At 43.4% G+C, this 13440-nt stretch carries 15 protein-coding genes and 1 tRNA gene; 9 read left to right on the top strand and 7 right to left on the bottom strand.

What is annotated here, in order from left to right:
* Positions 1 to 2: 2 nt before the first annotated feature.
* From dnaX to BN3003_RS05255, 5 genes are all read left to right on the top strand, one after another.
* Positions 3 to 1988, top strand: a complete 1986-nt coding sequence (gene dnaX, locus BN3003_RS05275) for a DNA polymerase III subunit gamma/tau (RefSeq protein ID WP_058355608.1) — start codon at positions 3 to 5, stop codon at positions 1986 to 1988.
* A 17-nt stretch (positions 1989 to 2005) separates the two neighbouring features.
* On the top strand, positions 2006 to 2347 hold the full coding sequence (locus BN3003_RS05270) for a YbaB/EbfC family nucleoid-associated protein (protein WP_058355607.1): 342 nt from the start codon (positions 2006 to 2008) through the stop codon (positions 2345 to 2347).
* A complete protein-coding gene (recR, locus tag BN3003_RS05265; protein ID WP_058355606.1) occupies positions 2347 to 2958 on the top strand; it encodes a recombination mediator RecR in 612 nt (203 codons plus the stop codon). The genes BN3003_RS05270 and recR overlap by 1 nt, the downstream gene beginning before the upstream one ends.
* A complete protein-coding gene (locus BN3003_RS05260; protein ID WP_058355605.1) occupies positions 2959 to 3159 on the top strand; it encodes a DUF2788 domain-containing protein in 201 nt (66 codons plus the stop codon).
* 89 nt (positions 3160 to 3248) lie between these two features.
* Positions 3249 to 3341, top strand: a tRNA-Ser gene (locus BN3003_RS05255).
* A gap of 175 nt (positions 3342 to 3516) precedes the next feature.
* On the opposite strand, the gene BN3003_RS05250 is transcribed toward BN3003_RS05255, so the two are convergent.
* Positions 3517 to 3876 carry a helix-turn-helix domain-containing protein gene (locus BN3003_RS05250; protein ID WP_058355604.1) on the bottom strand — a complete coding sequence of 120 codons (360 nt, stop codon included), beginning with the start codon at positions 3874 to 3876 and terminating at the stop codon, positions 3517 to 3519.
* 113 nt (positions 3877 to 3989) lie between these two features.
* Between BN3003_RS05250 and BN3003_RS05245 the strand changes: the two genes are divergently transcribed.
* From BN3003_RS05245 to BN3003_RS05230, 4 genes are all read left to right on the top strand, one after another.
* Positions 3990 to 4301, top strand: a complete 312-nt coding sequence (locus BN3003_RS05245) for a hypothetical protein (protein WP_058355603.1) — start codon at positions 3990 to 3992, stop codon at positions 4299 to 4301.
* Between the two features lie 35 nt (positions 4302 to 4336).
* The gene (locus BN3003_RS05240) at positions 4337 to 4846 is read left to right on the top strand and encodes a TM2 domain-containing protein (protein WP_058355602.1); all 510 of its coding nucleotides are present in this window, start codon (positions 4337 to 4339) and stop codon (positions 4844 to 4846) included.
* A gap of 78 nt (positions 4847 to 4924) precedes the next feature.
* Entirely contained in the window at positions 4925 to 5464 is a 540-nt protein-coding gene (locus BN3003_RS05235) for a hypothetical protein (protein ID WP_058355601.1), read from the top strand.
* Positions 5465 to 5479: 15 nt separating this feature from the next.
* On the top strand, positions 5480 to 6157 hold the full coding sequence (locus BN3003_RS05230; protein WP_058355600.1) for a hypothetical protein: 678 nt from the start codon (positions 5480 to 5482) through the stop codon (positions 6155 to 6157).
* 145 nt (positions 6158 to 6302) lie between these two features.
* On the opposite strand, the gene BN3003_RS05225 is transcribed toward BN3003_RS05230, so the two are convergent.
* From BN3003_RS05225 to BN3003_RS05200, 6 genes are all read right to left on the bottom strand, one after another.
* Entirely contained in the window at positions 6303 to 6737 is a 435-nt protein-coding gene (locus tag BN3003_RS05225) for a DUF1281 family ferredoxin-like fold protein (protein ID WP_058355599.1), read from the bottom strand.
* Positions 6734 to 7627: a recombination directionality factor gene (locus tag BN3003_RS05220; RefSeq protein ID WP_058355598.1), complete on the bottom strand. Its 894-nt coding sequence runs from the start codon at positions 7625 to 7627 to the stop codon at positions 6734 to 6736. Before BN3003_RS05220 ends, BN3003_RS05225 begins: the two co-directional genes overlap by 4 nt.
* A gap of 159 nt (positions 7628 to 7786) precedes the next feature.
* Positions 7787 to 8797, bottom strand: a complete 1011-nt coding sequence (locus tag BN3003_RS05215) for a YqaJ viral recombinase family nuclease (RefSeq protein WP_058355597.1) — start codon at positions 8795 to 8797, stop codon at positions 7787 to 7789.
* A 98-nt stretch (positions 8798 to 8895) separates the two neighbouring features.
* The gene (locus BN3003_RS05210) at positions 8896 to 9909 is read right to left on the bottom strand and encodes a DUF932 domain-containing protein (RefSeq protein WP_058355596.1); all 1014 of its coding nucleotides are present in this window, start codon (positions 9907 to 9909) and stop codon (positions 8896 to 8898) included.
* Between the two features lie 88 nt (positions 9910 to 9997).
* Positions 9998 to 10366 carry a hypothetical protein gene (locus BN3003_RS05205; RefSeq protein ID WP_058355595.1) on the bottom strand — a complete coding sequence of 123 codons (369 nt, stop codon included), beginning with the start codon at positions 10364 to 10366 and terminating at the stop codon, positions 9998 to 10000.
* Positions 10367 to 10598: 232 nt separating this feature from the next.
* Positions 10599 to 12893, bottom strand: a complete 2295-nt coding sequence (locus BN3003_RS05200; RefSeq protein WP_058355594.1) for a hypothetical protein — start codon at positions 12891 to 12893, stop codon at positions 10599 to 10601.
* Positions 12894 to 13440: the final 547 nt, after the last annotated feature.

The raw sequence follows: 13440 nt of genomic DNA, 5'->3' as shown, positions 1-13440 counted from the left end.
CGGTGGCTTATCAAGTTTTAGCGCGCAAATGGCGCCCCAAACATTTTGCCGATTTGGTTGGGCAAGAACATGTGGTGGGCGCTTTGCGCAATGCCTTGGCACAAGGCCGTTTGCACCATGCTTATTTATTGACCGGCACCCGTGGTGTCGGCAAGACCACCATCGCGCGCATCTTGGCCAAAAGCCTCAATTGTGAGCATCCCGACCAAGGTGAGCCGTGTGGCGTGTGCGCGCAATGCGTGCAAATCGATACAGGCCGGCATGTGGATGTGGTGGAAATCGACGCCGCTTCCAATACTGGCATCGATAACATCCGTGAGGTATTGGAAAACGCCCAATACGCGCCCAGCATGGGGCGTTACAAAGTCTACATCATCGACGAAGTGCACATGCTGTCGAAATCGGCCTTCAATGCCATGCTCAAAACGCTGGAAGAGCCGCCTGAACATGTGAAATTCATCTTGGCCACCACCGACCCGCAAAAAGTCCCTGTGACCGTGCTCAGCCGTTGCTTGCAGTTTGTGCTGCGCAATATGACGCCGCAGCAAGTGTTGGGGCATTTGCAATACGTGTTGGGACAAGAACACATCGCGTTTGAAACCGTGGGTTTGGATTTGCTTGCTCGCGCCGCCAATGGCTCTATGCGCGATGCCTTGAGTTTGCTCGACCAAGCTATCGCCTTGGGCAGTGGCCAAGTGCAAGAGGCGACCGTCAGACAAATGCTCGGTGCGGTAGACCGCCAGTTTGTGTACCGCTTATTGGAAACGCTGGCAGCCGGCGATGCGCAAGCTTTGATGCAACAAGTGCGTCAAATCTTGGCCGAAGGCGCAGGTTTCGGGCAGGTATTGCAAGAGCTGGCCTTGGTATTGCAACAATTGGCCTTGGTGCAAATGTTGCCCAGTGCGGCGGATGAATTGGCAGACGCACACACCTTGCAAGCATTGGCGCAGCGCTTGAGTGCGGAGCAAATTCAGTTGTTCTATCAGTGCGCCATTCATGGCAAAAACGATTTGCCGCTGGCACCAGACGAGCAAGCCGGCGTGATGATGACGATGCTGCGCATGTTGGCCTTGCGTCCATTGGGCGTGGCTGAGGTCAGTGCCAATCAGCAAGTGGTGTTGCCAGAATCTGTGCATGTTTCTGTGTCAGAGCAGAGTTCGATGCCAGCAGCCCCACAAGTCGCACCTACACCAAACAGTGACAACGCAAGTATTCAAGCAGTCGAAACGGCTGAAATGCGGCCTGTAAACACGCAAGTTGTTGCAGAAGCAAGCTTACAGGCCGCTGTAGAAACGCCAGCACAAGTTGATAGGGCAGCGACTGCTGCTAGTGCGGTTGTCGAAACCAGTGCTGATGAGCCGCCAGAATACGACGAACACGATTTGCCGCCGTGGGATGACAGTTTGGCGCATTATCCAGCTGACGTGGCACACGACATGGATGTGTTTGAGCCTGAAACGGCCATCGCCGATGTGGCAGCGCATGAGGTTATCGCCGCGCCAGTGGTAGATGCAAGCGAGTCTGAAGCAAAAAAGCCTGAAACAGTTGAAACGACTGAAGCTGCGGTCGATGTGCCGGCTTTGGCTTTAAATGCCGACAATTGGCCGCATATTGTTCAACACATCGCACCGCAATTGAGTGCTGCGCGCATGTTGGCTCAACACGCGGCGTTTGCCGGTTTTGATGCAGTCAGTGGTGAATTGCATTTGGAAATCACCCACGAAGGCAAAGTCATTGAAGACCGACATTATTTGAACAAATTGTCGGATACCTTGAGCGCGTATACAGGCCGGCCTGTACATGTAACGGTGCAAGATTGGCAAGGCGAAATGGAAACGCCACACGCACAAGCCGTGCGCCATGAAGAAGAGCGCCGTGAGCAAGGCTTACAGATATTGCAACAAGACGAGGTTGCACAACAATTAACCAGTTTGTTCGAGGGCACATGGGTGCCTGAGAGCGTCCATTTAAAATCGCCGTCAGCGTGATGGCATAAGGAGTTTATATGTTTGGTAAAGCAGGTATTGCAGGCTTGATGAAGCAAGCGCAACAAATGCAAGAGAAAATGAAACAAGCGCAAGCGGAATTGGGCAATGTGGAAGTAGAAGGCGAAGCCGGCGCGGGTTTGGTGAAAGTCACCATGACGTGCCATTACGGCGTGAAACGCATCAACATCGACCCATCATTGCTCGCCGATGCGGCTGACGACAAAGAAATGTTGGAAGACTTGATTGCCGCCGCGGTCAACGATGCCGTACGCAAAGCCGAAGCCACTACCCAAGAAAGCATGTCTAAATATACCCAAGGCATGAACTTGCCAGCAGGTATGGGCGACTTCTTTAAGTAATGGCCAAAGAGGACGCTTTTACACGCCTGATTGAGGCGTTGAAAGTGCTGCCTAATGTTGGACCCAAAACCGCGCAGCGCATGGCGTACCAATTGTTGCAAAACAATCGGGACGGTGCGCTGTTGTTGCAACAGGCTTTGGCAGACGCATTGGCAGCCGTGAGGCATTGTCGCTTGTGCAATACTTTGTGTGAAAGCGAGGTGTGCGCGCTGTGTGCCGACAGTGATCGCCGTGACGATGTGTTGATGATTGTGCACCATCCGGTCGATGTGAGCAGTATGGAAGCCGCGCATTGCCATGATGGGCGTTATTTCGTGTTGATGGGCTACGTCAATCCGACTCAAGGCATGGACTTGAACCAAATCGCCATCCGCCAATTGGTCGAGCGTTTGCAAACCAGCCACATCACCGAAATCATCATCGCCACCAATTTCACCGCCGAAGGCGATGCTACGGCTTATGTCATACACCAATTGCTCAAAGATTTGCCGTATAAGGTCACGCGTTTGGCGCGTGGCATGCCTTTGGGCGGCGAATTGGAATACGTCGATGCCGGCACACTGGCGCAAGCCGTGTATGAGCGTCGACAAGTCGAAGACAAAGGGGTTTAAATGGATGAGGCAACGTTTGCCACTTGGTCGTTGCGGATTTGTTTGAGTGGCTTGATCTTGTTTTTGGTGTTCATTGTGTATGATTTGGGCAAAAAGTCACAAGCAGGCAAGTGGGGCATGTTTGTGTTGTTTTTGGTTTTGGGTTTGGGCGTTTTAGGATTCCTTGGAAAGGAAATTTTAATTGGCTTTCTTATTAAGTAGTTATATAAAATTCCACAAAAACCATGACATTTACTTAATATATTGCTTGACGGGCAGGTGAGTACATATTATTATGCACTCCTCTCAACGGAGAATTGGCCGAGCGGCTGAAGGCACACCCCTGCTAAGGGTGCATACGGGCAAAACCTGTATCGAGGGTTCGAATCCCTCATTCTCCGCCATATGAAAGAATAACCCCTTGTTAATTCAAGGGGTTATTTGTTTTGTGGTTCGGGTGAGTACCTATTGAAGTACCTAATGAAAAATGGCTCATTATGTCTGTATGGTGTTCGTTGGGCTATTAATAGGATATCTCTCTTTTTTAGTCAATATCCAAATAAGTCTTTCCGTCATTAATCATGCTTTAGATTTGAGTCGATTAATCACTTTCTCCAATATCTCCATGATGAATATCCGATCTTCATCTTTTAGGTCTGATAACAAAGCCTGTATAGCTGCAGCTTGATCTTCCACTCTGTTACTGCTTTGAGTGAGCAAATCAGCTGCTTCACAATCAAATATGTCTGCCAGCTCAACCAACCGTTCAACTGTCGGCATCACGATGCCTCGCTCCATCCGTGACACCGCTTCATAACCAATATTCAATCGCTCTGCCACTTCGCTTTGGGTCAGGTTGCTTAGCTGCCTGTACTTTGCGATGGTAATACCAACCTGTTTGGCCAGATTGGTATTTTTATCTGTATCAGATTTGCTCATCTTGTGCTCCACATCAATAGACTTTAATGGTCGCCCATCAACCCATTGACATGAAGAACCCTTTAGGTTGTAATTCAACTTTTATAGTCTTATATCGACTTTAAAGGGGAGTAATGAAGCTGTTTCTTAAATACCTGCCAATTGGCTTAAGTTTATTGGGGTTGTCTGCTTGTATGGGTGATGGCTTACCTAAATGTGGTTCAGATGAAGCTGAAGAGCTCATCACTGAAATCATCAATGAACGACGTTACCAGCTAGGTAACTTTGTTGAACTGCGCTCAGTTGAAGAAGTGGGCCATAACAAAAGTGCTGAACTGAGGACGTGCTCGGCTGAGTTAATAACCACCAAAAGCTCTGAATCAATTTACTACAGCATCAAATGGGTCAATCAAAATAAAGAAGAATTTTGGTTGGAAATCAATTAAGCAATTTTTAGCTGGTTAATTAAAAAGGGATAAACATGCAAGGGCAAGTTTTGGATTACTCCATTCAAACCAATGAAGGGATCATTACCACCAAAGATGGGCAACGCTACCGCTTTGAAGGTAAGGAGTGGAAAGAAGCCACTGTACCCAGCCGAGGTATGGATGTGGATTTTGATGTGAATGAAAACAGCTGTGCTGTTGGTGTGTACCGAGCACTCAAGTCGTCTTCAAACTCTTTGAGTTTTGGTGCAAGTTCATCCTCTGGCCCCAAAGGAAAAAACAAAATCATTGCTGGTTTGTTGGCGTTGTTCTTAGGTGGCTATGGCATCCACAAGTTTTACTTGGGTCTGACCGTATCTGGATTGGTGTATCTGTTTTGTAATTTGATTTTTATCGGCTTAGCCGTAATGACAGAGGAGCCACTGTTCTTCTTGCCCATTTTCATCATCAGTATTTTTGCTTTGATAGACACTGTGATTTATTTGACACGCTCCGATGAAGACTTCCAACGCATTTATGTGGAAGAAAAAAAGCAGTGGTTCTGATTCAAATTCAATAAGGACAAGCTCTTGGCTGGAGTGACAGCAAGGGCTTTATTTCTGTTTACTTCATAAGGAAGAAAAATGTCAGATAACAAATCCAGCAATGTGTTGTTGATGGCAGTGACACTGGGAATTTTGGCGGGGATTGTGTTCTTGGCTTGGTTTCTATTTTCACCAGCCCTCAAAAATACGGTTAATGAAAAACCAATGCAATCTGTTGCCACTGGTTCAGCACCAATAGCAGCGGCTGCCAGTCAAGTCACCAACGACAACCTCTTAAAAGCTGACGTTAATGACAATACAACGCCTGCTTCTGTGCCAGCTGTAGAACCCAAGCCCATACCCGTAGCTGATAAGCCGCATAAGCCTGGGCCTACCAAGCAATTCATCGCCAAGGTGAAAACAGAAGCTTATTTAGAATCTGAAAGTGTTTTTCTGACGACGAACCAAGGTGAAATGCAATTATTTGCCTTTGGTATGGATGATGCCTCCAGTACGGCAGTGGCAAGAGCCAAGCCAGGGCAATGTTTGCGTTTTACTTTACAAGAAGCCGTCACCGTACCTAAAAAACACTTGGTTTTTGAATCGGGTTTCAGTGTCAAAAAAGTGGCTTGCCCATAACCCCATGGAGTTGAAATGACTAAGGGACAAAACAATTATTTAATCAGCCTGATTGTGATCGCTGTGATGGTGATCATAGGCATGTTGGGCGGGTATTTTTACATCCAAAAACACCATTCATCTTGGCTTGTAAGAGAAGAAGCCAATGTTGCGACAGCATCGACACCAGCCGCTGAAACTGCGCCACTGGCTGCCTCAAACACAAGCGACAATATCAATGCCAGTGAAACCATCAATCATGCACCAGCAAGCACCACAGAGCCTATTGCCCAAACCACTGTGCAAAAAACCACTTTCCCACTCAAGCCCAATCCTACTGCAGTCTTGGTTGGCATGTGCCGTATGGATATGTGTCCTTATGCCAAAGTGACGGATTTACAGGCATTGGGCAATACCAACGATTCCACAACGGTAAGGGCCAAGATTTTGTCAGGGACAAGCGAACACCCTGGTGGTGACTATCCTGTGGGCATACCCAATAATATTGCTTGGGACAATTCTAGCGATGATGCCATCGTAGTGTGTTCATTTAAGAATCCCACCGTCACTTGGCATGATCAAACGACGGTACTTAATTTCAATGAGGTGGCTTCGGCATGGGAAATGGATGCCAATGTGTATTTTGCGGTATGCCACAATTTTTATGATGGCTATGCTGAAGGAGCGACGAAGTTTTATTACTTCAATTCATAACTTCAAAAAACAATTTCCCGTGAACAGAGTGCAATCATACTGCCTCAATTCTCAAACTCGCGCAGCTGCAGCATAAATTCAGTACGACTTTGAGATTTTTGATCTGTTTATCACAAAAAAAGCTACCATAATCGGTAGCTTTTATTTATTCACACATCTGCTCATGCCGATAATACTGGTTATTTTGCTGCCAAGCCAAACCCCAAAGGCAGGCTTTCGCATTATGGTACTGGTACACACATACCACCTCTGGCCACCGCGCCATCAAGGCTTGGTAGATTTTTACAGGTGGTGACCATATTGTGCTGAAGTTAAGTTGCAATGAGGTTTCGGTTTCCTCCTTATGGATTAATACCCCATTACTGGCCGTACTCCAGTTATGGATGCGCCAACGCTTGAGTTGCTGTACAAACACATGGTTGCGTTTGGCCTGTTGCAGGGTTTTGGGTGGTGGTAACAGCAGACTGAAATCCAGTACAGGCTTGGCTGAGGTAGGTTCAAGCAACAACGACTGTTTGATTGCAGTGATGCTCTCAGCATTGCCCATCAGCAATAACACATTGTGGCATTGGTGGTTCATGGTGCCGCCTCCTGTATTTTGGGCAATAACTTTTGTTTGAGACTGGAGGTGGATTGCACTTCGATGCCAGACGGTGTTTCTTGATTCGTAGCTGGGTAAAACTCCTCTACCACTTCCAAGCCTTCATCTTCGGTGTCTTCAAACTCGCCATTGGCAAAGCCCAGTTTGGCCGCATGGTCTAAGGCTTGTTGGTCAAAGCCAGCTTGTTGTCGGTTGAGATTGGTTTCCGTGGCCATGGCAATGGACTGAGCCAAACTGTGTTCAGGCCGTGTGGTGATGTCTACATAGAAAATGGCTTGCCGAAAGGATTGGGTGGTAGATTTACCGCGGATGCGCAGTGCCAACGGTAAACTGGCCAATTGGTTGTTGGATACGGCACTGAAGTAATGCAAACGACTGAGTAAGGTACGAATGCTGTTATAACCTGTGGTGCGAAACACAAACGTACCCAATTCGTCTTCATCACCAATTAATACATTCAAACGACCATACGGTTTGCAATAACCTGCTTGGCCATACTCACAAGCCATGGGGCTGGGACAAGCCAACGATTCCACCCCTTTGGCTGTCATGCGCTTACAGGTTTCTCCATTGCCCACGCACACAGGCCGACCTGTTTTGTGGTCAAACATGGAATACTGAGCACGGAAATTCAAATCAGGGTCATTGAACAACAAGCGGATGGGAATGATGCGCAGCTTGCTGCTGTCTTCTCCTTGTCGCAATTCTGTGTCCAACGGGTGTCTCACCCACTGGCCTTTGCTTTGTACTTGGGTGGTGATGGTGAATTCATCGTCTTTCTCGGGCATGCGCTTGCCGTTCTTTTCAACCACTTTGCCGATGGAGATGCGTCCCAATACAGGTGGGGTAATGGCGAGTCCTTTGATCATGATGGTTTCCTTTGTATAAAAACAAACAGCACCCACCCGCTCATGTGTATGGATTGTGTGTGGTGCTGTCTTAAGTTGTTGGATGGTAAGTTGAGAGGATTTAAAAACAGGAGGATTAGTGAGCCTTAAAGAAACAAGCTCAATATCTTGTGTTTTGGATTAAGCCAACACCGTAAAGCGTCTGCTGCCTGCTCTAGTGGTGAAGTATGGAGCCACCAAATCAGGATGCTCTTGGCTGAGGGCTTTGCTGTCCAACACCTTGGCATCGGCGGTTTTCTTCCATGCAACCGAGCCATTGCGAAACTGGGCATGGCTGTGTTCGGCCATGGTTTGTTGGATGCGTTGCTTTAACAGGCTTTCTTTGGCTTTGTAATCGTCTAAATGTGTGCGTACTGCTACCAATTCATCAAACACCGCATTCATGTCGGCATCGTAAGTCAAATCCAGAATGTGACCATTGTCGTGTTGGAACAAGGCTTGTAAGGCCTGTGCAGCTGAATCACTGCCATCGGCTGCGGGTGGAATATTGTTTTCTACATGCCACCAGAACTGTGCCTCCAATTCTATCAGCTGGGAAATCAAGGCTTCGTCTCGATACACCCGATGTATCTGCAAGTCTTGCCCTGCAATCAGTACCGCCACATCGGCAGCCTGTTTACCTGTGACTGCCAATTGGTGCATCACCTGTACCAACACATATTCAGGCACACCATCTTTCCATGCCTTGGCACCATAAGCCCCTGCGGTTTTGCATTCCAAGATTTGCACATCGGGCTGGCCTATGACCTCACGGTCGAGATTGGCCAACATAAAAGGATGCTCGGGATGCTGTAGGATGGCATTGACCTTACGCACCTTATTGCCTGTGCGTTTACTGTAATGGGTGGCAACGATGGGTTCCAATACCGTGCCCCAATAAGTGGGGTGGGTATCATCGCTGGGATCTATTGGATTCAAACTCTGTTCAGGTCGGGTTTTTTCTATCCACAAGGCCAAACGGGATTGATATGGGTTTAAACCCAATGCGGTGGCAGCATCAGAACTGCCCAAACCTGAGCGTCGGGCTGCCAGCCAGTCATCACGACTCAAGTCTTTGGTCTTAACCAAACGCAGTGGTGATTTGGCTTTGGCGATGTGATGGGTATTGTTACGGGTTTTCGGGAGGTTCATCTTCATTCCTTTCAGACATAAAAAATCCTCCAGTGGCAAAGCCACCAGAGGAAAAAGTCATTCAACACAGAGAAGTAATGCAGGATTAAAGCGATGGACTAAGCCACCAATTGCAAGGCTTGTTCTAGAGCTTTTTGTTTCATTTGTGCGCCATTGCCAAACCAAGCAGAATCGAGGCGGTTTTCAGAAGAACGGGCTTGGCGTTCATGGTCCACAAACTCAGTCACGGCACAGAGCAAACCCCAAGCTGTGTCTTTGGCTGCGGTCAATTCGGCACCTCGGCCTTGGCCGTTATACATGGCCTGTAACTTCTTATAAGCACGCTCATTGGGGATGATGCTGTCTGCTTGGGTATGCACCAACTTCAAATGGGATTTGCGGCCTTGGGCAGGAACCACATCTGTTGGATTACTGCTTAATAAGGATTCAAAGTAACGGTTGGCTTCTTTGACATTGACCTTGCGTTCTGACAAAACTTTCATCTCGTACATGAACTGTTCCCACTGTGATACTGCAATGCCTAAACGTTGTTTGACCGCATCGGCATCGAAGTTAGAACGGTGAGACACTTTAACCGCTTGCTCAGACCCATTCACTGCAACAGATAAAGTGTTGTTACACACCACACGCACCGTGGTAGGCATTGCCACCGTTGCCAAACTGCCGTCACAAGAAGTGGCCAATAACACATAGCCATTGATTACATCTGTGCCTTTTAATACCGTGGTCTTACCTGTGCGAGCCAATGCCCAGAACTTACGACCGCCTTTGAGCACACCTGCGGTTTCCAATTCAAAACCCGCATACTCAGTCAGGTCGCGGTAAAACTCCAATACCTCCATGGGCTGTACCACTTGGTAGCGGTTAGAAACCACCGACAAAGCCGTGTTGGTATCGCTTCGGTACAAGACTTTCTGTTCTTCAAACGAACCAAACATCGAAGCATTGTGAATGTTATCAATGGAAAAATGGACTGGAGATTCTTTGATCTGCCAGTCCATGCCTGCTGCTTGTGCCCATACTTCTATTGGTTGCTTACTGGGCAATTGCTCACCCAAGCCATGCCAAGGGGTTTGGCCTGTGTAGGCCATGGTTTCTACTAAATGTGCCATGTGATCGCTCCAAGCAACAACAGCTTAGGCCAGGCCTAAGCTGTTGTTATCAGTAAATGTGAAAATGAGAAATGAATTTGTAATACCGTTAAGGCATAGAAATAGGATTAAGGTTAATTTCAGATGGCTCATCACCAGAAAACGAATGCCCACAGTCTTGGCACTCAAGGTTTTTAAGCACATGCGCATCCACAACCTTACCCAGTTGTGAACCTGCAATGCCACCTGTTGCTCCATAGAAAAGAGCGCCGAAAAGTGCACCAGCTACCGTGCCAGCGGCAATACCTACTGGGCCAGCAATCATTCCAATTTTACTGCCGATATTGGCTCCTGCCAAAGCAGCAGTAGCACCGCTGATGGCACCACCCGCAGTACCGATAATGCCACCGTAGGTTTTAGCGGTGTCTTTGGTAATGATGTGCGCAGAATTACATTTGGGACAAATAGGGTTTTGCATAGACATACCTTTCAAAGTAAAAGAAATAGCCTACATTTACAGTAGGCCTATGGATTCACTTTGATGGTATGGATTTGAAATAATTTATAATCAGTAAAATAATAGCGGAGAATTTTAGATTTAAGTTAATACCTGTGTTTAACAATAATGCATACCAAAATTTCTCGTAACCAAATATACTCTAATAATTTCGTACAGTACTAAAATATATTTATAGATTAATTAAAAAATCTTAGCTTTTCAAAAGCTTGGTAAGAATGAAGTTTTTAATATAATGTGCTTTATGGTCAGGATAAAGAAGGGCAAAAATATATTCAGTATCTTTAACACCATCTAAAAACAGATTAAGGAAAAGTATAAAATGTTTTTCTGATTCTTTTAAAATATCTAAAATGTTGAACTTAGTAATAATCATTTTCCTTTTAATCAAATACTTAGTGGAGATGTCTACATTTTTATTCCACATAAGATTCAAAACCTCATTGCTTTCTTGACTTTTTGCGTTGATTACTGCGTATATAAATTTCTTTAAAGGCTTAAAAATAGGCTCATAAGGGTTATTAATTACTTGAGGAAACCTATTTCTGCATACACAAAAATAATTAAAATGCTGAATCACACTTAGCAAATAATGGTTAATGAACGGCTCTGATTTACTATTCATATTACTTGGCACAGTCATTTCATACCATGGATTTGCAAAAGTTTCTGTAGTCATTGGGTTCAGCCAAATTGCAAATTTTTTCAAAGCAGGAAAATTTGGTTTTTCTCCATAAGCTTTTAAGCCTAAGTAGAAGGATAGAATATATTCGATATATACGCCTTCTGAGTGCAATCTGTTATCGATTAATTTATTAAAACTCTTTCCTATAGAAATTTTAGCGTTAGTAATATCTTGCACTGATAAATAATTTAAGCAGTTAATAAATTCATTAACTGAATCATAAAAAGCATGATGCTTAAAAAACGGTAAAGTATTCTTTAGTATTGAGCAAATATTTTCTGTTGGGAAATTATACCAATTAATTTGCGCTACAGTTATTAACTTGAAATCAATGAATTCATTCTTTTTTAATTGATACGTACTGTCAGACGCATTCATTGAATTGTCAAAATTTATATTAAAATTAGCATCTTGAAGCATTTCTTGAGTATAGTCTTTAATAGTTAGCTGTGGTTGACAATTGTTTAATATGCAATTTACAGCAACAAGATTATAAAATTTTTTATTTAACAAAAATGACTGTTTTGTATGCTTGGTTGCTTCAATTAAAAGTAGTAAATCTTTACTTCGTAAAAATAATTTTTGTTCTAATATATTTGGATTTATTTTTTCAAATTCCTCCTTATTTAAATCATTTTTACTTTGTTCCCTGCAATAAAAGTCGCCCTTAAAAAGAAATGTGAAATGATGGCTTAATAGTTTACTAATTTTAGAAGTAAATTCTTTTTCATGATTTGCACTTCGCTCGACTAATGAATTTGCCATAACATCTGAAATATAATATGCAGAATTTGAAAATTTGATTAATTCTTGAAATTCATTAATATTGAATGATGATTTTAAGAGATATTTTTTTATTCGTTCTAATATACTAAAACAGCTAAATATTCCTGCACATTTATTCAGTTCTGCTATTAGTTCCTCATCATTGCTATTTAACTCTGTTAGAAGAAATTTTAAATCTCTTCTAAATGTACTTGGCAATGTAAGCTTATTTGAAGATAGCTTATCGAGTGATTGGGATACAAAATTTTGATAAATGCTAAGAGGTAATTTTTGTTTTAATATTCTTTTAATTGAGTTTCTACACATAACCATAAAGTTATAATCATTTTTATGACTATCACTTATAGCTTGTTTTAAATATCTTAATGGGGATGCTTCAGGCAGGTATTGCTCTATACTTTTATTATCAGAAAATGGATTGAATTTAATTGATAGATCTATTTCATCAAGGATAAATTGGCTTTCTAGATGTTTATTTTTAATATTTACAGCTGCTTTATTGAATTCATCAATATCATCGAATAAAACTTTTGGTTGAGCATAAATGGCGAAAATCTTGGGATTAAAAATCAGTAAAGCCTGCGGTATATAGATTTCTTTAATAATAGACTTCTTAAAGTTTCTTTCATGTTGTTCTGAATATATATAAATCTGACGTCTAAATAGAAATACCAATTCAAGAAAATAGCGTACGCTATAGTCAAAATACTCTTCTAGTATTACTCGTTGTACTTGATCTACACAATAATTGCTACTGTCAATATCTGGACTACTCTTGTTTTTTTCTTGAGGTAGTAGAATTGATTGCCCACAAAGTATTTGCCCTAATCTAAATGTTAATGTTTCATCTTTCTTATATTCTTTACCTTCCGAACCCAATAATACAGCCTTGATAGAGTCAATTGAATTTGACTCCAGAATTCTTTTTTCTTTATGGCTAAAAACATTTGTTCCAACTCCGAGTACATCACAAAAAAAGTTAATAACGCTAGATTCGGAGAAAAAATGTTTATTCATATTCTTAGTCTTATAAATTATTTAAGCAAAAAATGAAGTCGTTTTTCAAAAATTAGTGGAGGCGTGAAACTCATCAATTAACTAATATTTAGCTTATGTTTAGTTATGCCTACTACAGCATAAAACGAACATGCTTATTTATTATTTAAAGGCAAAAAACAATGAAAAGTAATCAACTTCAACCTATTAACCTTCGTGTATCTAACAGTAAGCTCACCATTAGACGAAAAAATCTTCCTGAGATATTAGATATCTCATCCTCAACTCTAGACGGAATATTGAATCCTAATTCTCCATACTTTGTTGAAGATTTTCCAAAGCCGATCCGATTGGGAAAGCGAACTATTGTCTGGTATTTAGATGACCTTCGGGCATATTTTCAGCGAATGAGTAATCTTGCTGTGGCTGATTGAGGGCAACAATCAAACTAAAGACAAACTAATATTTTAGACCTCCTATATTGATCAGGCCTGCTAGCTTTGAATCAATTAAGAAGTATGTTCTTAACGCTCGAATGCTGCCCTAATAGATTTTAGCATGGCTTATT

Source organism: Vitreoscilla massiliensis, assembly GCF_001457815.1.
In the GTDB taxonomy this organism is placed as follows: domain Bacteria; phylum Pseudomonadota; class Gammaproteobacteria; order Burkholderiales; family Neisseriaceae; genus Vitreoscilla; species Vitreoscilla massiliensis.
This window is presented reverse-complemented; position numbering and strand designations above follow the sequence as displayed.

What these genes read in the sequence shown, in the direction of transcription:
- BN3003_RS05270 (WP_058355607.1), top strand. Translation starts at nt 2,006, where the DNA reads ATGTTTGGTAAAGCAGGTATTGCAGGCTTGATGAAGCAAGCGCAACAA.
- recR (WP_058355606.1), top strand. Translation starts at nt 2,347, where the DNA reads ATGGCCAAAGAGGACGCTTTTACACGCCTGATTGAGGCGTTGAAAGTG.
- BN3003_RS05260 (WP_058355605.1), top strand. Translation starts at nt 2,959, where the DNA reads ATGGATGAGGCAACGTTTGCCACTTGGTCGTTGCGGATTTGTTTGAGT.
- BN3003_RS05250 (WP_058355604.1), bottom strand. Translation starts at nt 3,876, where the DNA reads ATGAGCAAATCTGATACAGATAAAAATACCAATCTGGCCAAACAGGTT.
- BN3003_RS05245 (WP_058355603.1), top strand. Translation starts at nt 3,990, where the DNA reads ATGAAGCTGTTTCTTAAATACCTGCCAATTGGCTTAAGTTTATTGGGG.
- BN3003_RS05240 (WP_058355602.1), top strand. Translation starts at nt 4,337, where the DNA reads ATGCAAGGGCAAGTTTTGGATTACTCCATTCAAACCAATGAAGGGATC.
- BN3003_RS05235 (WP_058355601.1), top strand. Translation starts at nt 4,925, where the DNA reads ATGTCAGATAACAAATCCAGCAATGTGTTGTTGATGGCAGTGACACTG.
- BN3003_RS05230 (WP_058355600.1), top strand. Translation starts at nt 5,480, where the DNA reads ATGACTAAGGGACAAAACAATTATTTAATCAGCCTGATTGTGATCGCT.
- BN3003_RS05225 (WP_058355599.1), bottom strand. Translation starts at nt 6,737, where the DNA reads ATGAACCACCAATGCCACAATGTGTTATTGCTGATGGGCAATGCTGAG.
- BN3003_RS05220 (WP_058355598.1), bottom strand. Translation starts at nt 7,627, where the DNA reads ATGATCAAAGGACTCGCCATTACCCCACCTGTATTGGGACGCATCTCC.
- BN3003_RS05215 (WP_058355597.1), bottom strand. Translation starts at nt 8,797, where the DNA reads ATGAACCTCCCGAAAACCCGTAACAATACCCATCACATCGCCAAAGCC.
- BN3003_RS05210 (WP_058355596.1), bottom strand. Translation starts at nt 9,909, where the DNA reads ATGGCACATTTAGTAGAAACCATGGCCTACACAGGCCAAACCCCTTGG.
- BN3003_RS05205 (WP_058355595.1), bottom strand. Translation starts at nt 10,366, where the DNA reads ATGCAAAACCCTATTTGTCCCAAATGTAATTCTGCGCACATCATTACC.
- BN3003_RS05200 (WP_058355594.1), bottom strand. Translation starts at nt 12,893, where the DNA reads ATGAATAAACATTTTTTCTCCGAATCTAGCGTTATTAACTTTTTTTGT.